Here is a 21479-nt window from a genome sequence, read left to right as displayed (position 1 = left end):
AGCGAAAAAAAACCGGTGAACAACTCCACCGGTTACCTATATTGCGGGCGTTAGCCAGAACTTATTTAGCAGAAGCAAAACGCGCTGCAGCTTCGTCCCAGTTCACAACGTTCCAGAATGCTTTGATGTAATCAGGACGTTTGTTCTGATACTTCAGGTAGTAAGCGTGTTCCCACACGTCTAAACCGATGATTGGGAAACCTGAAACGCCAGCGACGGCTTCACCCATCAGCGGGCTGTCCTGGTTTGCGGTAGAAACCACAGCCAGTTTGTCGCCTTTTTTCACCAGCCACGCCCAGCCTGAGCCGAAGCGAGTGGTCGCGGCTTTCTCAAACTCAGCCTGGAAAGCTTCAACGCTACCGAAATCTTTTTCGATTGCTGCTTTCAGGTCGCCTTGCAGCGAGGTGCCCAGCTTCAGACCTTTCCAGAAGAAGCTGTGGTTGGCATGGCCGCCCGCGTTGTTACGCAGTGGACCTTTTTTATCTGCTGGCAGCTGATCCAGTTTGGTGATCAGCTCTTCTACCGGCAGGTTGGCGAATTCGGTACCTTCCAGCGCGGCGTTAGCGTTGTTAACGTAGGTCTGGTGGTGTTTAGTGTGATGGATTTCCATCGTCTGCTTGTCGAAGTGCGGTTCCAGTGCGTCGTAGGCATACGGCAGGGATGGCAGTGAATAACTCATGTTCTTCCTCTCCATTTAGTGTTTTGCAGCACTACCTCACTGGGTGTGCCGCGTAAGCAGTCGGATCATTATAGTTAAAAACATGATCCGTAAAAGGGTTATCAATGCCTTAGAATTGATAAGGATTTGATGAATCTGGGAAAAGGTGCGCACTTACCGCTACACCTTATGCGTGCTGGCGCGCAATTTGAGTTGAACCGGCAGCTCATTGATAGCAGGTGGCTCGTCGCCCTTAAGCGCCGACAGCAGACGTTTGCCCGCTGTCCGCCCCATCTCTTCATACGGCAGCACAATGCTGGTAAGCGGTGGCGAACACACTGCCGCTAACGGACCCCCTCCGATGCTGGCAATCGCTAACTGGCTGGGAATCGAGATCCCTGCTGCATGACACGCCATAATGGCACCGCAGGCAACTTCATCGCTGGTGCAAATCAATACATCCAGTTCGGGCCAGGTCATGCGGATCTCCGCCAGCAGGCTATGTCCCGCAGCAAAGGTCGGCATCTTCGGTGACGTTACCACGCGATGTGGCGCTTGATTCAGCGCTAACATGCCGCTGTGCCAGCCATTCAGCAGCTGGCGAAAGATGGTGTTGTTACTTTGGGTGCAGAGCAAGCCGAGGTTGCGATAGCCACGCTCTACCAGGCTCTGCACCAGCTGGCGAATCGCTTTGGCGTAATCGACGCCAATGCTGATCCCCGCCGAATCCTGATGTACGCCGCCAATATCCATCACCGGCAGCCCGGAATTGCTCAGCAAACGATGCGCCTCGGCAGCGTTATCGAAATTGAAATGCACCATCGCCGCCGGATTATAAGAGAGCAGCATTTCGATCAGTTCGCTCTCTTCCGCAGCCGAATGATTGGCTTCTGCCAGCATCATGTTGTAACCCTGTGGACGCAGCACTTCCTGCAGCGCTTCCGAAACAATGGTACTGCCCGGCGTGGCAAATGAGGGCACCACCATAGTGATTAGCCGCGAAGTTGCCGATGCCAGATTGCTTGCCTGCACGTTAGGCACGTACGACAACTCAATGACCGCCGCATCAATTTTGGCGCGAATGTCAGGCGAAACCTTCTCCGGCATGCGCAGCGCGCGCGATGCGGTCATGGTACTTACGCCCACCAAACGGGCAACATCGGCCAGGGTGCTTTTGCCGGTACTGCGCCGTTTTTTTTCTGTCATGCACTCTCCTGCATTACTCACCGCTTGTGCCAGGACGCAGCTTAAAACCAAAATTGTTAACGCGCCATGTTAAAAACCACAGATTCGGTCATCCCTCACCCGCGAACTCGCCAGAATGCGTGAGCATGTCAGGTGCTTGCAACAATGACAAACCCATCACATGAAAATGTTAGCGATAACACGTTTTTTAACAATCTCAGTGTTAGCGCTAACTTTTGCGACAATCATCACAGAAAATGGGCGAGAAAATAACCTACATTGCACCCCATCGAAGAATAAAGAGGAATTACTGATGCTCACTCAATGGCTAACGCCACAACATATTCGTGTCGTCGAGCAGGTCAGCAACTGGCAGGAAGCGGTGCGCTTAGCCGCTGAACCGCTGCTGGCGGAAGGGGCAATCAGTCCGGCTTATCTTGATGCCATCTTCACCTCGCATGCAGAACTGGGCCCCTACTACGTGCTGGCTCCGGGACTGGCGATGCCACATGCTCGTCCGGAACAGGGTGCGCAGAAAAATGGCTTGTCGCTGCTGCACGTGAAAAAGGGTGTGAGTTTTCAGGCAGATGAAAACGATCCTGTGTATGTCGTCATCATGCTATGCGCGGTATCAGGCGACGATCATATTCAAATGATCACCGCATTAGCGGAGGTATTTAGTGACGAATCTCGCCTGCAGCAGCTGCTGTCGGCTTCTACTCTGTCAGCCATAAACGCTGTCATTCAAAATTAATCACCAGAGAACCCTACGATGAAAAAAATCCTGATTGTGTGTGGCAATGGTTTAGGTAGCAGCTTCATTGTTGAAATGAATGTGAAGAAGATTGTAGCGGAATTGGGCAAAGAAGCCGAAGTCGGTCATACCGATTTAACCTCTGCGAAATCTGAACATGCCGATTTAATTATTGCCGCCAAAGATATTGCCGATCAGTTAGCGGGGCACAGCGCGAAAGTGGTTGGCCTGACTAACCTGCTGGATAATGCCAAAATTAAAGAAATACTGGCTGAGAATATATAACAACACAACACCCCGAAAACTTTACTCACCACGGAGTAAGTTATGCTGCAATTTATTATTAAGGATGTTCTTGGAACACCCGCTATACTTGTCGGCCTTTTTTCCCTGTTTGGTTTATTATTGCAAAAGAAACCGGTCTCTGATGTTATTTCAGGTACGCTTAAAACCATTATGGGTTTTGTTATTCTCATCGCCGGGGCCAATTTAATTGCGGCCACACTGACCATTTTTAGTCAACTCTTTGAACACTCGTTTAATATTCAGGGTGTGGTGCCAAACACCGACGCAATGGCGGCGCTGGCGCAGAAAAGCTACGGCACGGAAACCGCGATGATCATGGTGTTCGGCATGTTGGTGAACATTCTGCTGGCACGCATTACGCCGCTGAAATACATCTTCCTGACCGGCCACCATACTCTGTATATGTCGGCGATGCTGGCGGTAATCCTGTCAGTGGGTGGTGTGCACGGATTCTGGTTAGTCGTAATTGGATCACTGATTCTCGGCACCATGATGGTGGTGTGCCCGGCAATTCTGCAGCCCTTTACGCGCAAGATTACCAATTCGGACGATCTGGCGCTCGGCCACTTTGGCTCAACCGGTTACCTGCTCTCTGCGCTGGTAGGTAAAGTGGTCGGTAAAGGCAGCCCGTCGATTGAAGAGTTGAAGGTACCAAAAACGCTCAACTTCCTGCGCGATTCATCGGTAGCAATTTCGCTGACCATGATGATTCTGTTCATCGCGCTGGTGTTGGTCGCCGGTAAAGCATTTACCGAAACCATCAGTGGCGGCCAGAACTACATTGTGTTCGCCATCATCCAGTCGATTACCTTTGCGGCCGGCGTCTACATTATTCTGGCCGGCGTACGTATGGTGATTGCGGAGATCGTCCCCGCCTTCAAAGGCATTGCCGATAAACTGGTGCCTAACGCCAAGCCGGCATTGGATTGCCCAACGGTGTTCCCGTTCGCGCCTAATGCGGTGATCATCGGTTTCCTGTCGAGCTTCTCCGCCGGTTTGATCAGCATGTTCCTGTGCCCGTTGTTTGGTCTGAGCGTGATCGTTCCCGGCCTGGTGCCACACTTCTTCTGCGGTGCCACCGCTGGCGTCTACGGCAATATCACCGGCGGACGTCGTGGTGCGGTGATCGGCGCCTTTGTGCAAGGGTTACTGATCTCCTTCCTGCCCGCGATTCTGCTGCCGATGATGGGTGACCTCGGCTTCGCCTCCACCACCTTTGGTGACGCGGATTTCGGCATTGTCGGTATCGTGCTCGGCCACATTATTTCGTTCTTCCATTGATGTCATCAACAGCGCCTGCGGGCGCTGTTTTTGTAATGAGGAAAGAGTTATGAGTGCAAAATTTTCGCCGTCATTAATGTGCATGGACCTTACCCGCTTCCGCGAGCAAGTGGAGGCGATGAATAGCACCGCTGCGTTTTATCATGTCGATATTATGGATGGCAGCTACGTCAAAAATATTACCCTATCGCCGTTCTTTATTGAGAACCTGCGTAAAATTACTGAAGTGCCGATTGATGTGCATTTAATGGTGAATCATCCGGAAGATATTATTCCAATGTGCATTGAGGCGGGTGCGGATATTATTAGCTTTCACCCCGAAACCGCCAATAATAAAATCTTCCGTTTACTTACGCAGATTAAAGAGGCCGGACGGCGTTGCGGCGTGGTGTTAAATCCGGCAACCCCAGCGGAAACCATTCGTGAATACGCGCATCTGCTGGATAAAGTAACGGTGATGTCAGTAGATCCCGGTTTTGCTGGACAGAAATTTATACCGGAAACGCTGAATAAGATCCGCCAGCTGATTGCGATGCGTGAAGAGCAGGGTTATCACTATCTGACCGAAATTGATGGTTCGTGCAATGCGCGCACCTTCAAGCAGATTGCGGCGTCGGGTGTTGATGTGTTTATCGTGGGCACATCGGGATTATTTAATCTGCATGACGATGTAGCACAGGCGTGGCAAAAGATGGAGCGCATTTTCGCCGCTGAAACCGCCACAGTCTGAGAATGAGGTGGCCATAAATGACCACCCTACAAAATCCGTAAGGTCGCCATTCATGGCGACCTTGTTAATAATCGCACCTTATTTATGACGATTGTTCTACCGTCCCAGCTCGCTCAGCGACTTATCCAGCGCCCCCACCAGCCAATCGATATCCGCCTCCTGGAACGCCAACGGCGGACGCAGCTTCAGCACGTTGCCGTACGGGCCCGCAACTGACGTCAGCACGCGGTGCTCACGCAGTTTCTCAATCAAATCCAGCGCCAGCGCTTTATCCGGTGTTTTACTGGCGCGGTCTTGCACCAGTTCGAAACCAATAAACAGCCCGGCGCCGCGCACATCGCCAATTGATTCATGACGATCCATCAGTTTCTGCAATTCGCTCAACAGCTTAGCCCCGACTACGCGACTATGCTCCTGCAGGTCCTCTTCTTTAATCACCGTCAACACCGCCTGCGCTGCGGCCATTGCCACCGGATTACCGCCAAAGGTGTTGAAGTAAGGAATTTCATCGCTAAACGCCGCCAGCACATCGCTTTTCGCCAGCAGGCCGGAAACAGGAATACCGTTGCCCATTGGCTTGCCGGTGGTGACCACATCCGGCACCACGCCGTGGCGTGCAAAGCCCCAAAACGCATCGCCGGTACGGCCAAAGCCTGGCTGCACTTCATCGGCGATAAAAATCCCGCCGTTGGCATGCACCACATCGACCGCTTTCTGTAAGAAGCCGCGCGGGTTAGGCAGCACACCATCTGAAGAGAAGATGGAATCAGCGAGGAAGCCGGCAAACTTAATACCGTGGGCTTTCATATCGTCGATCTGCTTTTGGATTTCATTGGCAAACCACTCGCCGAGATCGGGCGCATTGACGCGATAGGCATCCGGCGGCGGCACCAGACGCGTGGTTGCTGCTAACGGCTGTCCGCTGCCGAGCGCCGGTGAAACCCCCGACGTGAGATCGCTGGTGCCGTGATAGGCCTCCTGCGACACAATAATGCCGGTGCCGCCGCTGAAGGCACGCGCTACGCGAATCGCCAAATCGTTGGCTTCCGAACCGGTGCACATGTACATCGCGCGGTCGATGGCATCCGGTGTGGTCGCCAGCAGCGCTTCGGTATAATCGAGAATGCGCTCATGCAGATAACGCGTATGGGTATTCAGCATCTTCATCTGCTGATTGACCGCCTCAATCACCGCCGGATGGCAGTGACCAATGCTCGCCACGTTGTTGTACACATCAAGATATTTATGGCCAGCGGCATCCCATAGATATTGCCCTTCGCCGCGCACCAGATGCACTGGCTTGCGGTAAAACAGACGATATGACTCGCCCAACACTTTGCTGCGTTTATCGGTCAGCTTGCGGGTTTCCGCATCCAAATCGTTGGCGTGCTCTGCACGAAAACTGTTGGTGTCCATGATGGTAGAACGTGTAGCCATGGTAACTCCCGTTGCGAAGGTGAAAGGGGTGCATGCGAAATAGCCAATTGTCGCTATCATGCCTGCTTTAGCGACAAATGCAACCAAATACACAAATACAACCAAATACACATGACGGCCTGATGACACTCAGGTAAGCTTAGGCCCAGATTGAACACGCCCCAGGGAAAAGTCATGCTGCAGGAAACTCGCTTACACCGCATTCGTGCGCTGCTGACCACGCAACATCAGGTCAGTACCGAGCGCATTATTAAAGAGCTTGGCATCTCGCGTGAAACCGCACGGCGCGACATTATTGAGCTGGAAGCGCAAGGATTGGCGCGGCGGGTGCATGGCGGTTTGGTGGCCGTTGATAGTCAGCCAGAGCCGCCGCTGCAGGTGCGCCGCAACGCGCAGGCGAAAGAGAAACGCGCCATCGCCATCGCCGCCGCGCAGCATTTGCAGCCGGGACAAACCCTGTTCCTTGATGCCGGCACCACGACAACCATGTTGGCGGAAGCGCTGCGCACCATGTCGGGTTTGACCATCATCACCAACAGCCTGCAGGCCGCGCTGGCGCTGAGCGCGGCCGAAGAGCATGAGACATTGAATAATCAGGTGATTTTGATTGGCGGCATGATGATGGCAGGCGCACAGCAAACGCGCGGCGAAATGACCCTCGGCGAGATTTATCGTTATCGCGCTGATGTCGCGCTGCTTTCGCCGGTCGGCATTGATGCTAAAAACGGTGCCAGCAGCTTCCATCCCCATGAAGCGGCGATTGCCCGCGCTATGGTGCAGCAGGCGAATCGCACGATTTTACTGGCGGATCACAGCAAGCTCGGGGTGGTTAGCCGCACGGTTTACGCTCCGATTGCCGATGTCGATTTGCTGATCTGCGACAGCGGCCCGGCAAAACCCGGCGCGCTGGCGGCACTGCAACAGGCGCTGCCGCAGGTACAGGTGGTTTAACGCAGGCGTTGCGGATGGCTGTAAACGGTGGCGCGACCCGGTTTACTGAAGCCAACCAGCGTGAGATTGCAACGCTCGGCTACCTCAACGGCGAGCTGTGTCGCCGCCGATACCGCAAACAGAATTTCAACGCCGCACATGGCGGATTTCTGCACCATCTCATAGCTGGCGCGGCTGGAAACCAGCACCGCGCCCTGCTGCCACAGCTGCTGGCTGCGACTGCCGAGCAGTTTATCCAGTGCCACATGACGTCCCACATCTTCGTAACCACCCTGCAACTCGCCCTGCGGCGACATCCAGGCCGCCGCGTGTGTGCAGCCGGTGAGATTACCAATCGGCTGATAATCGCGCAGCTGCGCCAGCCCTTTATCAAGATGTTCTAAATCAAAGGTTTGGCTGAACGGCAGCGGCTGCAGCGGTTTGCCGATTTGATCGAGCTGCTCCACGCCGCATACGCCGCAGCCGGTGCGACCCGCCATGGCGCGACGCTGCTCTTTTAACGCCATAAAGCGGCGGCTGGAGAGCTCAATCTGCACCTCAATACCCTGGCAACCCGGCACCACGTCCATGCCGAAAATCTCATTCGGCTGCTCGATAATCCCTTCCGATAGCGAAAAACCGAGCGCAAAGGCTTCGAGATCGTTAGGCGTCGCCATCATCACCACGTGCGAAATGCCGTTATAGACCAGCGCGATCGGCACTTCCTGCGCCAGCCAGTCGGTTTCTGCGCTATCGATAGTACGGCGCTGCCACACCGGCGACTGCACCGCACCTGAGATCTTATTCACACTCTCGTTACATTCTGGCTGATTCGCTTTCACTTTTTTCGTCTCGGGCAACAACCACATTAAAGCTGTGGTAATATTTAGCCGCTATTGTCACAAGTTTAGTCGGGTCATTCTTGCACCGTATATCGCAAGAATATAGAGGGATAATAATCCATGAATGTCAGCCGAAGAAAATTCTTCAAAGTATGCGCTGGCGGTATGGCAGGGACAACGGCAGCACTGCTCGGCTTTGCGCCGGAAGTGGCATTGGCGGAAACACGACAGTACAAACTGCTGCGTGCCCGCGAAACCCGTAATACCTGTACTTACTGCTCAGTCGGCTGTGGCTTGTTAATGTACAGCCTCGGCGACGGCGCGAAAAACGCCAAAGAGACCATTTTCCATATTGAAGGGGATCCGGATCATCCGGTGAGCCGCGGTGCATTGTGCCCGAAAGGCGCAGGCCTGCTCGACTTCGTGCACAGCGACAGTCGTCTGCATTTCCCGGAATATCGCGCACCAGGCTCCAATAAATGGCAGCGCATTAGCTGGGATGATGCCTTTGATCGCATCGCCAAGCTGATGAAAGCTGACCGCGATGCCAATTTCATCGCGCAAAATGCGGCGGGCGTGACGGTTAACCGTTGGCTCTCCACCGGCATGCTGTGCGCTTCGGCATCCAGCAATGAAACCGGCTATTTAACCCAGAAATTTACCCGATCGCTCGGCATGTTAGCGGTCGACAACCAGGCACGCGTTTGACACGGACCAACGGTAGCAAGTCTTGCTCCAACATTTGGTCGCGGTGCGATGACCAACCACTGGGTCGACATCCGTAATGCCAATCTGATCGTTGTGATGGGCGGGAACGCGGCTGAAGCGCATCCTGTCGGTTTCCGTTGGGCGATGGAAGCCAAGATTCACAACAAAGCCAAACTGATAGTTATCGATCCGCGCTTTACGCGTACGGCATCGGTCGCTGATTTCTATACGCCGATTCGCTCGGGCACCGACATCACCTTCCTGTCGGGCGTACTGCTGTGGCTGCTGCAAAACGACAAAATCCAGCATGAATATGTGCAGGCGTACACCAATGCCAGCCTGATCGTGCGTGAGGATTATCACTTTGAAGATGGCCTGTTCAGCGGCTACGACGAAGAGAATCGCAAATACGATAAAACCAGCTGGAACTACGAGATGGGCGACGACGGCTTCGCCAAACGCGACGCCACGCTCACCCATCCGCGCTGCGTGTGGAACCTGCTGAAACAGCACGTCAGCCGCTACACGCCGGAGATCGTCGAACGTATCTGCGGTACGCCGAAAGCAGACTTCCTGCACGTTTGCGAACTGATTGGCGAAACCAGCGCGCGCGATCGTACCACCTCGTTCCTGTATGCGCTCGGCTGGACGCAGCACTCGGTGGGCGCGCAGAACATCCGCACCATGGCGATGATTCAGCTGCTGCTCGGCAACATGGGCATGATTGGCGGCGGCGTAAATGCGCTGCGCGGCCACTCCAATATTCAGGGGCTCACCGATCTCGGCCTGCTGTCGCAAAGCCTGCCGGGTTACATGACTTTGCCTTCGGAGAAACAAGCCGATCTGCAAACCTATCTGGCTGCCAATACGCCAAAAGCGCTGCTGCCGGATCAGGTGAACTACTGGAGCAACTATCCGAAATTCTTTGTCAGCCAGATGAAAGCCTTCTTCGGCGACAAAGCCCAGAAGGAAAATAGCTGGGGCTTCGATTGGTTGCCGAAGTGGGACAAAGGCTACGATGTGCTGCAGTACTTCGAAATGATGTCGCAAGGTAAGGTCAACGGCTATCTGTGTCAGGGCTTTAACCCGGTGGCGTCGTTCCCGAATAAGCGCAAAGTGATCGCTTCGCTGTCGAAGCTGAAGTTCCTGGTCACCATTGACCCGCTCAACACCGAAACCGCCACCTTCTGGGAGAATCACGACGAATTTAATGATGTTGATCCGTCACAGATTCAAACCGAAGTGTTCCGCTTACCGTCCACCTGCTTCGCCGAAGAGAACGGTTCCATCGTTAACTCCGGTCGCTGGCTGCAGTGGCACTTCAAAGGCCAGGATGCGCCAGGCGAAGCGCTGAATGATGGCGAGATTCTTTCCGGCATTTACTCTCGCCTGCGCAAGATGTACGCCAGTGAAGGCGGTGCGCTGCCTGAGCAGGTGCTGAACATGAGCTGGAACTATAAAACGCCTGAAAATCCTGCCCCGGAAGAAGTGGCGATGGAGAGCAACGGTAAAGCGCTGGCGGACGTGTTCGATGACAAAGGCACGCTGCTGGTGAAAAAAGGCCAACAGCTCAGCACCTTTGCCCATCTGAAAGATGACGGCAGTACCAGCAGCGGCTGCTGGATTTTCGCCGGCAGCTGGACGCCAGAAGGCAACCAGATGGCGCGCCGTGACAACACCGATCCAACCGGACTCGGCAACACGCTGAACTGGAGCTGGGCATGGCCGCTCAACCGCCGCATTCTCTACAACCGCGCCTCAGCGGATCCGCAAGGCAATCCGTGGGATCCGAAACGTCAGATCCTGAAGTGGGATGGCAGCAAATGGGGCGGCATGGATGTGCCGGACTACAGCGCCGCCGCGCCGGGCAGCGATGTCGGGCCGTTCATCATGCAGCCAGAAGGTCTTGGTCGCCTGTTTGCGCTCGACAAAATGGCCGAAGGTCCGTTCCCGGAACACTACGAGCCGTTTGAAACGCCGATTGGCACCAACCCACTGCATCCGAATGTGATATCCAACCCGGCGGCGCGCGTGTTCAAGGACGATTTGGCCTCGATGGGCCAGGCGGAGCAGTTCCCGTATGTCGGCACCACCTATCGTCTCACCGAGCATTTCCATTACTGGACCAAGCACGCGCGGCTCAACGCCATCGCGCAGCCGGAGCAGTTTATTGAAATCGGCGAGAAGCTGGCCAATAAGCTCGGCATCGCGCAGGGCGATACGGTGAAAGTGAGCTCCAATCGCGGCTATATCAAAGCCAAAGCGGTGGTCACCAAGCGCATCCGTCCACTGAACGTCGACGGCAAAATCGTCGATACCATCGGCATTCCGATTCACTGGGGCTATCAGGGCGTGGCGAAGAAAGGCTTTATCGCTAATACCCTGACGCCGTTTGTCGGTGATGCCAACACGCAAACGCCAGAATTCAAGGCGTTCCTGGTCAACGTCGAGAAGGTGTAAGGAGAACGAATATGGCTTATCAATCTCAAGACATTATCCGCCGCTCCGCCACCAATGGACTCACGCCTGCCCCGCAGGCGCGTAACCATCAGCAGGAAGTGGCGAAACTGATCGACGTGACCACCTGTATCGGCTGCAAAGCGTGTCAGGTGGCGTGTTCAGAGTGGAACGATATCCGCGATGAAGTGGGGCATAACGTGGGGGTATATGACAACCCCGCCGATTTGACCGCCAAATCCTGGACGGTGATGCGCTTCTCAGAAGTGGAGGAGAACGGCAAGTTAGAGTGGCTGATCCGCAAGGATGGCTGCATGCACTGCGCCGATCCCGGCTGTCTGAAAGCCTGCCCCTCTGAAGGTGCGATTATTCAGTACGCTAACGGCATCGTCGATTTTCAGTCCGAACAGTGCATTGGCTGCGGCTACTGCATTGCGGGCTGTCCGTTCGACGTGCCGCGTCTGAATAAAGATGATAACCGCGTGTATAAATGCACGCTGTGCGTCGATCGTGTCAATGTGGGCCAGGAACCGGCATGCGTGAAAACCTGCCCGACCGGTGCGATTCATTTCGGCAGCAAAAGCGATATGCAGGCGCTGGCGGGTGAACGCGTGGCCGAGCTCAACACGCGCGGTTATGCCAATGCGGGCTTGTACGATCCCGCAGGCGTAGGCGGCACACACGTGATGTACGTGCTGCATCACGCCGACAAGCCGCAGCTCTATCACGGTTTGCCGGAAAATCCGAGCATCAGCCCGGCGGTGACGTTCTGGAAGGGGATCTGGAAACCGCTGGCGGCCATCGGTTTTGCCGCCACCTTTGCTGCCTCGGTGTTCCACTACGTCGGCGTAGGTCCGAACCGCGTGGAAGAGGATGAAGACGAGAACCTGCACGAAAAAGAGGAGCGCGAATAATGAAAAAACGCGATCGTCTGGTGCGCTACAGCGCACCGGAACGCATCAATCACTGGATTGTGGCGTTCTGTTTTGTCTTCGCCGCGCTGAGCGGACTGGGTTTCTTTTTCCCTTCGTTTAACTGGCTGATGCACGTTCTTGGCACGCCGCAGCTGGCGCGCATCCTGCATCCGTTTGTCGGTGTAGTGATGTTTGCCGCCTTTATCATCATGTTCTTACGTTATTGGAAACATAATCTGATCAACCGTGAAGACCTGGTGTGGGCGAAAAACATCCGCAAAATCGTGCAAAACGAAGAGGTGGGCGACACCGGCAAATACAACTTCGGGCAGAAGTGTGTGTTCTGGGCTGCTATCATCAGCTTAGTCTTGCTGCTGGTGAGCGGGATTGCCATCTGGCGCCCTTACTTTGCCGGCGCCTTTGCCATTCCGCTGATTCGCGCCGCCTTAGTGGTGCATTCGGTCTCAGCTGTGGCGCTGATCGTGGTGATTATGGTGCACATTTACGCCGCGTTGTGGGTAAAAGGCACCATTACCGCCATGGTTGAGGGCTGGGTTCCGGCCGCGTGGGCGAAGAAACATCATCCACGCTGGTATCGCGAGCAGCGCCAACGCCAAACACAACAGGAAAAACGTCCCTGATGAGTATTCGCATCATCCCGCAGGACCAGCTGGAGAAAGGCGAAAAGCACACGGCGGAGCAGGTTCCGCCGTTACTTTTCCCCCGGTTGAAAAATCTGTATAGCCGCCGCGCGGCGCGTTTGCGCGATCTGGCCGCGAAGAATCCGCTGGGTGATTACCTGCGCTTTGCCGCGGTGATCGCCGAGGCGCAGGAGATCGTGCTGTATGACCATCCGCTGCAGCTTGATCTGCAGCAGCGGCTGGCGCAAAGCGCCGAGCAGGGCAAACCGCCGCTCGATATCCACACCTATCCGCGCGATGCGCACTGGCAACGTCTGCTGCATTCGCTGATTGCCGAGCTGAAGCCGGAGATGAGCGGTCAGGCGCTGGCGGTGCTGGAGAATCTGGAAAAAGCCTCCACCACCGAGCTGGAAAATCTGGCACAGGCGCTGCTGGAAGGTGATTTTGCCCAGGTCAGCAGCGACAAATCGCCCTTTATCTGGGCGGCGCTGTCGATCTACTGGGCGCAGATGGCGGCATTGATTCCTGGCAAAGCGCGCGCGGAATATGGCGAGCATCGCCAGTTCTGTCCGGTGTGCGCCAGCGTGCCGGTGACCAGCGTGGTGCACATGAGCGTGGGCCAGCAGGGATTACGCTATCTGCACTGCAATCTGTGTGAAAGCGAATGGTATGTAGTGCGCAGCAAATGCTCCAACTGCGAACAAACTGGCGATCTGCATTACTGGTCGCTGGACAGTGAAAAAGCGGCGGTGAAAGCAGAAAGCTGCGGCGACTGCGGCACCTACCTGAAGATGCTGTATCAGGAGAAGGATCCCGCCGTGGAGCCCGTCGCCGATGATTTGGCCTCGCTGGTGCTGGATGCCCGCATGGAGCAGGAAGGATTCGCACGCAGCAGTTTGAATCCGTTTATGTTCCCCGGCGATTAAACGTTCCGTTTGTAGGGTCGCCATTCATGGCGACCTTCTTCATGAGTTCATTCAACACGGAGGCGAACGATGAAATTGATTGGCAGCTACACCAGCCCTTTTGTACGCAAAATCTCAGTGATTTTGCTGGAAAAAGGTCTGGTTTTTGAATTCGTGAATCAATCTCCGTGGACCGACGACACTCATGTGCCGCAATACAATCCGCTGGGCAAAGTGCCGGCGCTAATTGATGACAATCAGCTCACCTGGTTTGACTCCTCCATCATTGCGCAGGTAATTGAACTGCGCGGTGACGCGCCCGCCCTGCTGCCCGAAGATCCCCTCCGCGCTTTGCAAATCCGTCAGCTGGAAAAACTGGCCGACGGCATCAATGACGCCGCGGTGATGATCGTGCGTGAGCAAATGCGTCCCGGCGATCGGCAATCCGAGGAGGTACTGCTGCGCAATCGCGATAAAATCCAGCGCGGCCTTGATGCACTGGAAACCGCCGCCGCGCAGGGGGAACTGCTCAATAGCGGCGCGCTCAATCTGGCCGATATTGCCACCGGCTGTATGCTTGGCTATCTCAACTTCCGCCGCGTCATGCCAAACTGGTGCGTTAATCGCCCGGCGCTGGTGAAGCTGGCTGAAACCCTGTTTGAACGGGAAAGTTTTGCCCGCACCGTCCCCCCCACTTGTTAAGCCATCCGATGAAAACCCTGTACAGCCAACTACCTGCGATCGATAGCCTGCTGCGCGATCCCGCGCTGCAGCCGCTGCTTGCTCAAACCGGTACCGCCTTTACCACCCATCAGCTACGCGCCATGCAGCAGGAAGCGCGTGAACACATTCAGCAGCATCAAACCTTGCCCGCCTGGCACGCCAACTGGCCGCAGGAAGCATTACGGCGTGCAGCACGACAGCAGCAAAGTGCGCTACGCCCGGTGTTTAATCTCACCGGCACGGTGCTGCACACCAATCTCGGCCGCGCACAACTGAGCGATCGCGCCATTGAAGCGGTGGTTAACTGTTTACGCCAGCCGGTAACGCTGGAATACGCGCTGGATGAGGCGGCCCGTGGCCATCGCGATAATGCCGTCAGTGCGCTGCTGTGCGAGTTAACCGGCGCCGAAGCGGCATGCATCGTCAATAACAACGCGGCGGCAGTTTTACTGATGCTGGCGGCCTTAGCGCCGGGGCGTGAAGTGATAGTCTCGCGCGGCGAGCTGGTCGAAATTGGCGGCGCTTTCCGTATTCCTGACGTAATGCGTCAAGCGGGCTGCACACTGGTTGAAGTTGGCACCACCAATCGTACTCACCTGAAGGATTATCGCGCCGCGATCGCAGAAAATAGCGGCCTGTTGATGAAGGTGCATACCAGTAATTACCAGATTCAGGGCTTTACCCATGCGGTAACCGAAGCGGAGTTGGTTGAGTTAGGCGAAGCGTATCAATTGCCGGTGATTACCGATCTTGGCAGCGGTTCGCTAATAGATATGACCGGGTTTGGCCTACCTGCCGAGCCGATGCCGCAGCAGCTGATTGCCGCCGGCGTCAGTTTAGTCAGTTTCTCTGGCGACAAGCTGTTAGGCGGACCGCAGGCTGGCATCATCATCGGTAAAAAAGCGCTGATTGAGCAGCTGCAATCGCATCCGCTGAAGCGTGCTCTGCGCGTTGATAAAATGACGCTCGCCGCGCTGGAAGCGACCTTGCAACTGTATCGTCAGCCAGAAACCTTGCGTGAAGTCTTGCCGACGCTACGGCTGCTGACGCGCAGCTCGCAGAATATTCTGCAGCAGGCTGAACGGGTACTGCCGCCCTTAGCGCAACGTTATAGCGCTGATTTTTCACTGGCGATCGCGGCGTGTTCATCACAAATTGGTAGCGGATCGCTGCCGGTTGAGCGCATTCCTAGTTATGCCATCACCTTTACACCGCGCGATGGTCGCGGCAGTCACCTAAACCACTTGTCGCAACGCTGGCGTAGCCTGGCGCGCCCGGTGATTGGTCGCATTCAGGAAGGCAAACTGTGGCTGGATTTACGCTGCCTCGATGATGAAACCGCCCTGATTCAGGCGTTAGTCGCATGATTATTGCCACCGCTGGGCACGTCGATCACGGCAAAACCGCACTGTTGCAAGCATTAACCGGCGTCGATGCCGATCGCCTGCCGGAAGAGAAACGGCGCGGTATGACTATCGATCTCGGCTACGCCTACTGGCCGCAGCCGGATGGGCGCGTGCTCGGCTTTATTGATGTACCGGGCCACGAAAAATTCCTCGCCAATATGCTGGCCGGCATTGGCGGCATTCATCATGCGCTGCTGGTGGTGGCCTGTGACGATGGCGTGATGCCGCAAACGCGCGAACATCTGCAATTGCTGAGCATGGCCGGCCAGCCGCCGCTCAGCGTGGCGCTGACCAAAGCCGATCGCGTGGATGAAGCGCGCATCGCCGAAGTGCAGCAGCAGGTAGCTCAGCTCACGCAACAGCTTGGCTGGCTGGCGGTGCCACAATTTGTCACCAGCAGCCACACGCAGCACGGCATCGATGCGCTGCGGCGGCATCTCAGCCCCCTGCAGGAGCCGGCGTTCGACACTCGCTACCGTTTTCGTCTCGCCATCGATCGCGCCTTCACGCTAAAAGGCACCGGTTTAGTGGTTACCGGCACCGCGCTGTCGGGGGAGATCAACGTCGGCGACACGCTGTGGCTTAGCAGCCTGAATGTGCCACTGCGCGTGCGCGCGCTGCATGCGCAAAACCAATCGGTGACGCGGGCGCAGGCCGGTGAGCGCATCGCGCTGAATATCGTTGGCGATGTGGAAAAAGCGCAGATCGCCCGCGGCGACTGGCTGCTGGCAGAACCACAACCGCAAGGCACCACGCGTTTAACCGTGGCGCTGCGCTTGCTGCAGCCGCTAAAAAGCACCTCGCAGCCCATTCATGTCCATCATGCCGCCAGCCACGTTACCGGACGCATTATGCTCCTGGCCGATAATCTGGCAGAAATAGTGCTGAATGAACCGCTCTGGCTGGCAGAGAACGATCGGCTGATTATCCGCGACAGCAACGCCCAGCAAACGTTGGGCGGCGCGCGCGTGCTGCTGCTTAACAGCAAAAAGCGCGGCAAACGTCAGGCGGATTACCTTGCCTGGCTGCAACAACTGGCCGCATCAGAAGGCGATGACGCCAACCTGCGCGCGCATCTGACGTATCAACCGACCGAATCGGCTGAGCTGAGCTGGGCACGCCAGCTCACCGCTCCCGCGCTGAACGCATTAATCGAGCATATTGCACCGGTGCAGCTTGGCAACGCGCTAATGAGTGCCGAACAGGCCGCAGCGTGGCAACAGACGCTGCTGGAGGCGTTGGCGCATTTTCATCAGCAGCATCCGGAAGTGCCGGGCATCGGGCAGGATCGTCTGCGCCGGGTAGCAATGTCGCATCAACCGGCCGCATGGGTCTTCGCGCTGATTGAGCAACTGCTGGCACAAGGTCAGCTGCAACAGCGACAGGGCTGGCTCCATCTGCCTGATTTCGAACCGCGCTTTAACCCGCAGGAAGAAATAGTGTGGCAGCAGGTTGGCCCGCTGTTTAGCGACCAGCCGCTATGGGTACGCGATATCGCGCTGACGTTACAGCAGGATGAGCAGACCATTCGCTCGCTGCTGCTTACCGCTGCCCGCCTCGGGCACATTACAGCGATCGTGCGCGATCGCTACTATCGCAGCGACCAGATCCAGATCTTCGCCGATCTGATTCGCCAGCGCGCCGCGCAAGGTGGCAGCACCAGCGCCGCCGATTTCCGCAACCAACTCGGTACCGGGCGTAAAGTGGCGGTGCAGATTCTGGAATTCTTTGACCGCAGCGGCTTCACCCGCCGTCGTGGCAACGATCATCTGCTGCGCGACGCACGCCTGTTCCCCACCTCTTCTGCTTAAAATCTCTCGCGTTGCCTCGCAGTTTTATCTGTAACTGCGCTGCAACGCGCATTCCCCGTTGCGCAAAAAAGTGCCAGAATGTAAGAAATACTCTTACAGTGGATAACGATAATGGCACGTACCATGACGATCGATTTAGGCGATGAACTGCGCGAGTTTGTTGAATCTCTGGTTGAGTCCGGCGACTACCGTACGCAAAGCGAAGTGGTACGCGACTCGCTGCGTTTGCTGCGTGAGAAACAGGCGGAATCGAAGCTGGAGAAGCTCAGAGAGTTAGTCAGAGAGGGTTTCGAAAGCGGCCCAGGAAAAGAGTGGGATCATGAAGATTTTCTAAGACGTGCAAAAGCCAGGGTAGGCATTTATGAAAAGGACCATCACGATAAAACCGGAAGCTGATGCGGATCTGATGAAGATCTGGATTTATGGATACTGGAATTATGGCGAGCAGTTAGCTGATGATTATAGCTCCAGATTTGCTCAGCTCTTCGACAAACTCGCCATGTTTGATTTAGGTCGCAAACGACCAGATTTAGGTAAGCAGATCTATTCGCTGCCTCTCGGACAGCATGTTGTGATCTATCGCGCTGAAGTGGATGAAATCTTTATCGGCCGCATCTTGCACCACTCGCAGGAAATCAGCGCCGAATTTTAAAACAACAAGGGACGATTTCTCGTCCCTTCCGATTTATCCGGCCCCTACAGCGTAGGGTCGCCATTTATGGCGACCAAGCCAATTACTGCAACAGCGAAATATCCGCTACCTGCAGGAACAGCTGACGGAGCTGTGCCAGCAGCGTCAGACGGTTAATACGCACCGCCTGATCGTCAGCGTTAACCATCACTTTATCGAAGAAGTTGTCCACCGCTTCACGCAGTTGTGCCAGTTCCACCAGCGCATCCTGATAGCGACCCTCTGCAAAGAACGGCTGCAGCTTATCGCCCAGCGCGGTCACGAAGGTCGCCAGCTGGATCTCTTCGTTCTCTTTCAGCAGGGACGCCTGCACGCTGTCATTCAGGGTTTCGGTCGACTTCGCCAGGATATTCGACACGCGTTTGTTGGCCGCGGCCAGCGTGGCTGCGGCTTCCAGCGTACGGAAATGCGAAACCGCCTTCATGCGCGCATCGAAGTCTGCCGGACGAGTTGGACGACGCGCCAACACCGCCTGAATGGTGTCAACGCTGTGGCCCTCTTCCTGATACCAGGTACGGAAACGGCCCAGCATAAAGTCGATCACTTCATCGACAACTTTCGCGTTGCTCAGCTTGCTACCGTACAGACGCACCGCTTCTTCGGTTAGCGTTTGCAGATCGAGCGGCAGGTTTTTCTCAACGATGATGCGCAGCACGCCCAGCGCCGCGCGACGCAATGCGAACGGGTCTTTATCGCCTTTAGGATGCTGACCAATACCAAAGATGCCCGCGAGGGTATCCATCTTGTCAGCAATCGCTACAGCACAGGCGACAGGATTCGACGGCAGATCGTCACCGGCAAAGCGCGGCTGATACTGCTCGTTCAGGGCCACGGCCACATCTTCCGCTTCGCCATCGTGGCGCGCGTAGTGCATGCCCATCACGCCCTGCGTATCGGTGAACTCGAAGACCATGTTGGTCATCAGGTCACATTTCGACAGCAAGCCGGCGCGGGTCGCGTGATTGACATCGGCGCCAATCTGCGCCGCAATCCAGCCAGCCAGCGCCTGAATGCGGTCAGTTTTATCGCGCAACGTACCCAGCTCTTTCTGGAACAGGACCGTTTCCAGACGCGGCAGGTTATCTTCCAGACGCTGTTTGCGGTCAGTGTTGAAGAAGAATTCCGCATCCGCCAAACGCGGGCGCACCACCTTCTCGTTACCGGAGATGATCTGCTGCGGATCTTTGGATTCAATGTTGGTTACGAAGATGAAATTCGGCAGCAGTTTGCCCGCCGCGTCGTACACCGGGAAGTACTTCTGGTCACCTTTCATGGTGTACACCAGCGCTTCAGCCGGTACCGCGAGGAACTTCTCTTCGAACTTCGCCGTCAGCACCACCGGCCATTCCACCAGCGAGGTCACTTCTTCCAGCAGGCTTTCGCTCAGATCGGCGATGCCGCCAATTTTATGCGCTGCCGCTTCAGCATCCGCTTTGATTTTGGCTTTACGCGCGGCGTAATCAGCGACAACGTTGCCACGCTCCAGCAGCAGCTGCGGATACTGATCGGCGTTGTCGATGGTGAACTCTGGCTCGCCCATAAAGCGATGACCGCGAATCACGCGATCGGACTCAATACCGAGAATCTTCGCGGGAATCAACTCATCGCCGAGCAGCAGCGTAACGGTGTGTACCGGGCGCACAAACTGCACGTCGCTCGCACCCCAGCGCATTAGCTTAGGAATCGGCAGCTTGCTCAGCGCAGTCGCGACCATCGCGGGCAGCAGCGCCTGCGCGCTTTCGCCAGTGATCGCTGCGCGATGCACCAGCCATTCGCCTTTATCGGTGCTCAGGCGCTCAGCCTGATCAACGGTGATGCCGTTGCCACGCGCCCAGCCTTCGGCCGCTTTGGTCGCCTTGCCGTCGGCATCAAACGCAGCGGCGATAGCCGGGCCACGTTTTTCAACTTCGCGATCCGGCTGCGCGGCGGCAAGGGTAGCCACTTTCAGCGCCAGACGGCGCGGCGCGGCAAACCAGCTCACTTCGCCATGCGCCAGACCGGCGCTATCAAGTTCAGCGGTGAAGTGCGCAGCAAAGGCTTCTGCCAGGCTGCGCAGCGCTTTCGGAGGCAACTCTTCGGTGCCAATTTCCACCAGGAAAGTTTTATCGGTCATGGCTGCCTCTTACTTGTTTTTATTGCACATTGGGAAGCCAAGCGCCTCGCGGGACGCGTAATAGGCTTCCGCCACGGCTTTCGTCAGGGTGCGGATACGCAGGATATAGCGCTGGCGTTCGGTGACTGAAATCGCCTTGCGGGCGTCCAGCAGGTTAAAGCTGTGTGCCGCTTTCAGAATGCGCTCGTAGGCAGGCAGCGGCAGCGGTTTTTCCAGCGCCAGCAGCTGCTGCGCTTCTTTCTCATACTGCTCGAAGCAGGTGAAAAGGAAGTCGACGTCAGCGTATTCGAAGTTGTAGGTCGACTGCTCCACTTCGTTCTGATGGAACACTTCGCCGTAAGTGGTTTTGCCGAACGGACCATCGCTCCACACCAGATCGTAAACGCTGTCTACGCCCTGGATGTACATCGCCAGACGCTCTAAGCCGTAAGTGATCTCGCCGGTTACCGGCTTACACTCAAGGCCGCCCACCTGCTGGAAGTACGTAAACTGCGTCACTTCCATGCCGTTCAGCCACACTTCCCAACCGAGTCCCCACGCACCGAGCGTTGGGTTTTCCCAGTTATCTTCGACAAAGCGAATATCGTGAATGGTCGGATCCATACCCAGCTCTTTCAGCGACCCAAGGTACAGCTCCTGAAGATTGTCCGGGTTGGGCTTAATCACCACCTGGAACTGGTAATAGTGCTGCAAACGGTTCGGGTTTTCACCGTAGCGTCCGTCAGTTGGACGACGCGATGGCTGCACGTAGGCGGTGGCCATCGGCTCTGGGCCTAAGGCACGCAGGCAAGTCATCGGGTGAGAGGTGCCGGCGCCCACTTCCATGTCCAACGGTTGGACGATGGTGCAGCCTTGACGCGCCCAGTAATCCTGCAAGGTCAGGATCAGGCCCTGAAAGGTCTTGGTATCAAACTTTTGCATGTTGAATTCGCACGCGATACGGATCGGTTAAAAAAAGAGTGCGCCAGTATACCCTTTGACCGCAGA

Annotated in this window: 20 protein-coding genes; 14 read left to right on the top strand and 6 right to left on the bottom strand. The window is 56.0% G+C overall.

Annotated features, from left to right (window positions below):
• Window positions 1-61: 61 nt before the first annotated feature.
• Window positions 62-679, bottom strand: coding sequence for a superoxide dismutase [Mn] (gene sodA, locus ACIP6T_RS20705; protein ID WP_007893384.1), 618 nt, complete (start codon window positions 677-679; stop codon window positions 62-64).
• 159 nt (window positions 680-838) lie between these two features.
• Window positions 839-1864 carry a LacI family DNA-binding transcriptional regulator gene (locus tag ACIP6T_RS20700; RefSeq protein ID WP_097095397.1) on the bottom strand — a complete coding sequence of 342 codons (1026 nt, stop codon included), beginning with the start codon at window positions 1862-1864 and terminating at the stop codon, window positions 839-841.
• A 292-nt stretch (window positions 1865-2156) separates the two neighbouring features.
• On the opposite strand from ACIP6T_RS20700, the gene ACIP6T_RS20695 reads away from it, so the two are divergent.
• The 4 genes from ACIP6T_RS20695 to alsE are packed head-to-tail and all read left to right on the top strand — an operon-like array spanning window position 2157 to window position 4914.
• On the top strand, window positions 2157-2597 hold the full coding sequence (locus tag ACIP6T_RS20695) for a PTS sugar transporter subunit IIA (protein ID WP_400458688.1): 441 nt from the start codon (window positions 2157-2159) through the stop codon (window positions 2595-2597).
• An 18-nt stretch (window positions 2598-2615) separates the two neighbouring features.
• The gene (locus tag ACIP6T_RS20690; protein WP_097095399.1) at window positions 2616-2882 is read left to right on the top strand and encodes a PTS sugar transporter subunit IIB; all 267 of its coding nucleotides are present in this window, start codon (window positions 2616-2618) and stop codon (window positions 2880-2882) included.
• Between the two features lie 42 nt (window positions 2883-2924).
• Window positions 2925-4184, top strand: a complete 1260-nt coding sequence (locus tag ACIP6T_RS20685) for a PTS ascorbate transporter subunit IIC (RefSeq protein ID WP_097095400.1) — start codon at window positions 2925-2927, stop codon at window positions 4182-4184.
• A 49-nt stretch (window positions 4185-4233) separates the two neighbouring features.
• The gene (gene alsE / locus ACIP6T_RS20680) at window positions 4234-4914 is read left to right on the top strand and encodes a D-allulose 6-phosphate 3-epimerase (RefSeq protein WP_400458686.1); all 681 of its coding nucleotides are present in this window, start codon (window positions 4234-4236) and stop codon (window positions 4912-4914) included.
• Window positions 4915-5010: 96 nt separating this feature from the next.
• On the opposite strand, the gene ACIP6T_RS20675 is transcribed toward alsE, so the two are convergent.
• Window positions 5011-6351 carry an aspartate aminotransferase family protein gene (locus tag ACIP6T_RS20675; RefSeq protein ID WP_400458684.1) on the bottom strand — a complete coding sequence of 447 codons (1341 nt, stop codon included), beginning with the start codon at window positions 6349-6351 and terminating at the stop codon, window positions 5011-5013.
• Between the two features lie 174 nt (window positions 6352-6525).
• Between ACIP6T_RS20675 and ACIP6T_RS20670 the strand changes: the two genes are divergently transcribed.
• The gene (locus tag ACIP6T_RS20670) at window positions 6526-7302 is read left to right on the top strand and encodes a DeoR/GlpR family DNA-binding transcription regulator (protein WP_345827553.1); all 777 of its coding nucleotides are present in this window, start codon (window positions 6526-6528) and stop codon (window positions 7300-7302) included.
• Here the strand turns inward: ACIP6T_RS20670 and fdhD are convergent.
• Window positions 7299-8090: a formate dehydrogenase accessory sulfurtransferase FdhD gene (fdhD, locus tag ACIP6T_RS20665; protein ID WP_400458682.1), complete on the bottom strand. Its 792-nt coding sequence runs from the start codon at window positions 8088-8090 to the stop codon at window positions 7299-7301. The genes ACIP6T_RS20670 and fdhD overlap by 4 nt on opposite strands.
• Before the next feature lie 153 nt (window positions 8091-8243).
• Between fdhD and fdnG the strand changes: the two genes are divergently transcribed.
• The 9 genes from fdnG (at window position 8244) to ACIP6T_RS20620 (ending at window position 18340) form a co-directional block, all read left to right on the top strand.
• Window positions 8244-11291: a formate dehydrogenase-N subunit alpha gene (gene fdnG / locus ACIP6T_RS20660; protein ID WP_400458680.1), complete on the top strand. Its 3048-nt coding sequence runs from the start codon at window positions 8244-8246 to the stop codon at window positions 11289-11291.
• An 11-nt stretch (window positions 11292-11302) separates the two neighbouring features.
• Window positions 11303-12202 (top strand): formate dehydrogenase subunit beta, encoded by a 900-nt coding sequence (gene fdxH, locus ACIP6T_RS20655; protein ID WP_097095406.1) that lies wholly within the window; start codon window positions 11303-11305, stop codon window positions 12200-12202.
• The gene (fdoI, locus tag ACIP6T_RS20650) at window positions 12202-12843 is read left to right on the top strand and encodes a formate dehydrogenase cytochrome b556 subunit (RefSeq protein WP_400458678.1); all 642 of its coding nucleotides are present in this window, start codon (window positions 12202-12204) and stop codon (window positions 12841-12843) included. Before fdxH ends, fdoI begins: the two co-directional genes overlap by 1 nt.
• Window positions 12843-13769, top strand: a complete 927-nt coding sequence (gene fdhE, locus ACIP6T_RS20645; RefSeq protein WP_097095408.1) for a formate dehydrogenase accessory protein FdhE — start codon at window positions 12843-12845, stop codon at window positions 13767-13769. Before fdoI ends, fdhE begins: the two co-directional genes overlap by 1 nt.
• Before the next feature lie 69 nt (window positions 13770-13838).
• Window positions 13839-14450 carry a glutathione S-transferase gene (locus ACIP6T_RS20640; RefSeq protein WP_400458676.1) on the top strand — a complete coding sequence of 204 codons (612 nt, stop codon included), beginning with the start codon at window positions 13839-13841 and terminating at the stop codon, window positions 14448-14450.
• An 8-nt stretch (window positions 14451-14458) separates the two neighbouring features.
• A complete protein-coding gene (gene selA, locus ACIP6T_RS20635) occupies window positions 14459-15838 on the top strand; it encodes an L-seryl-tRNA(Sec) selenium transferase (RefSeq protein WP_400458674.1) in 1380 nt (459 codons plus the stop codon).
• On the top strand, window positions 15835-17688 hold the full coding sequence (selB, locus tag ACIP6T_RS20630; RefSeq protein WP_400458672.1) for a selenocysteine-specific translation elongation factor: 1854 nt from the start codon (window positions 15835-15837) through the stop codon (window positions 17686-17688). The genes selA and selB overlap by 4 nt, the downstream gene beginning before the upstream one ends.
• A gap of 111 nt (window positions 17689-17799) precedes the next feature.
• Entirely contained in the window at window positions 17800-18084 is a 285-nt protein-coding gene (locus ACIP6T_RS20625; RefSeq protein WP_061719305.1) for a type II toxin-antitoxin system ParD family antitoxin, read from the top strand.
• Entirely contained in the window at window positions 18050-18340 is a 291-nt protein-coding gene (locus tag ACIP6T_RS20620) for a type II toxin-antitoxin system RelE/ParE family toxin (protein WP_097095412.1), read from the top strand. The genes ACIP6T_RS20625 and ACIP6T_RS20620 overlap by 35 nt, the downstream gene beginning before the upstream one ends.
• Before the next feature lie 82 nt (window positions 18341-18422).
• On the opposite strand, the gene glyS is transcribed toward ACIP6T_RS20620, so the two are convergent.
• Together glyS and glyQ are read right to left on the bottom strand one after the other, a co-directional pair.
• Entirely contained in the window at window positions 18423-20492 is a 2070-nt protein-coding gene (gene glyS / locus ACIP6T_RS20615; protein ID WP_400458669.1) for a glycine--tRNA ligase subunit beta, read from the bottom strand.
• Between the two features lie 9 nt (window positions 20493-20501).
• A complete protein-coding gene (gene glyQ / locus ACIP6T_RS20610) occupies window positions 20502-21413 on the bottom strand; it encodes a glycine--tRNA ligase subunit alpha (RefSeq protein WP_008105242.1) in 912 nt (303 codons plus the stop codon).
• Window positions 21414-21479: the final 66 nt, after the last annotated feature.

Origin of the sequence: Pantoea sp. NPDC088449 (genome assembly GCF_044753225.1) — a bacterium.
Taxonomy (GTDB): domain Bacteria; phylum Pseudomonadota; class Gammaproteobacteria; order Enterobacterales; family Enterobacteriaceae; genus Pantoea; species Pantoea floridensis.
This window is presented reverse-complemented; position numbering and strand designations above follow the sequence as displayed.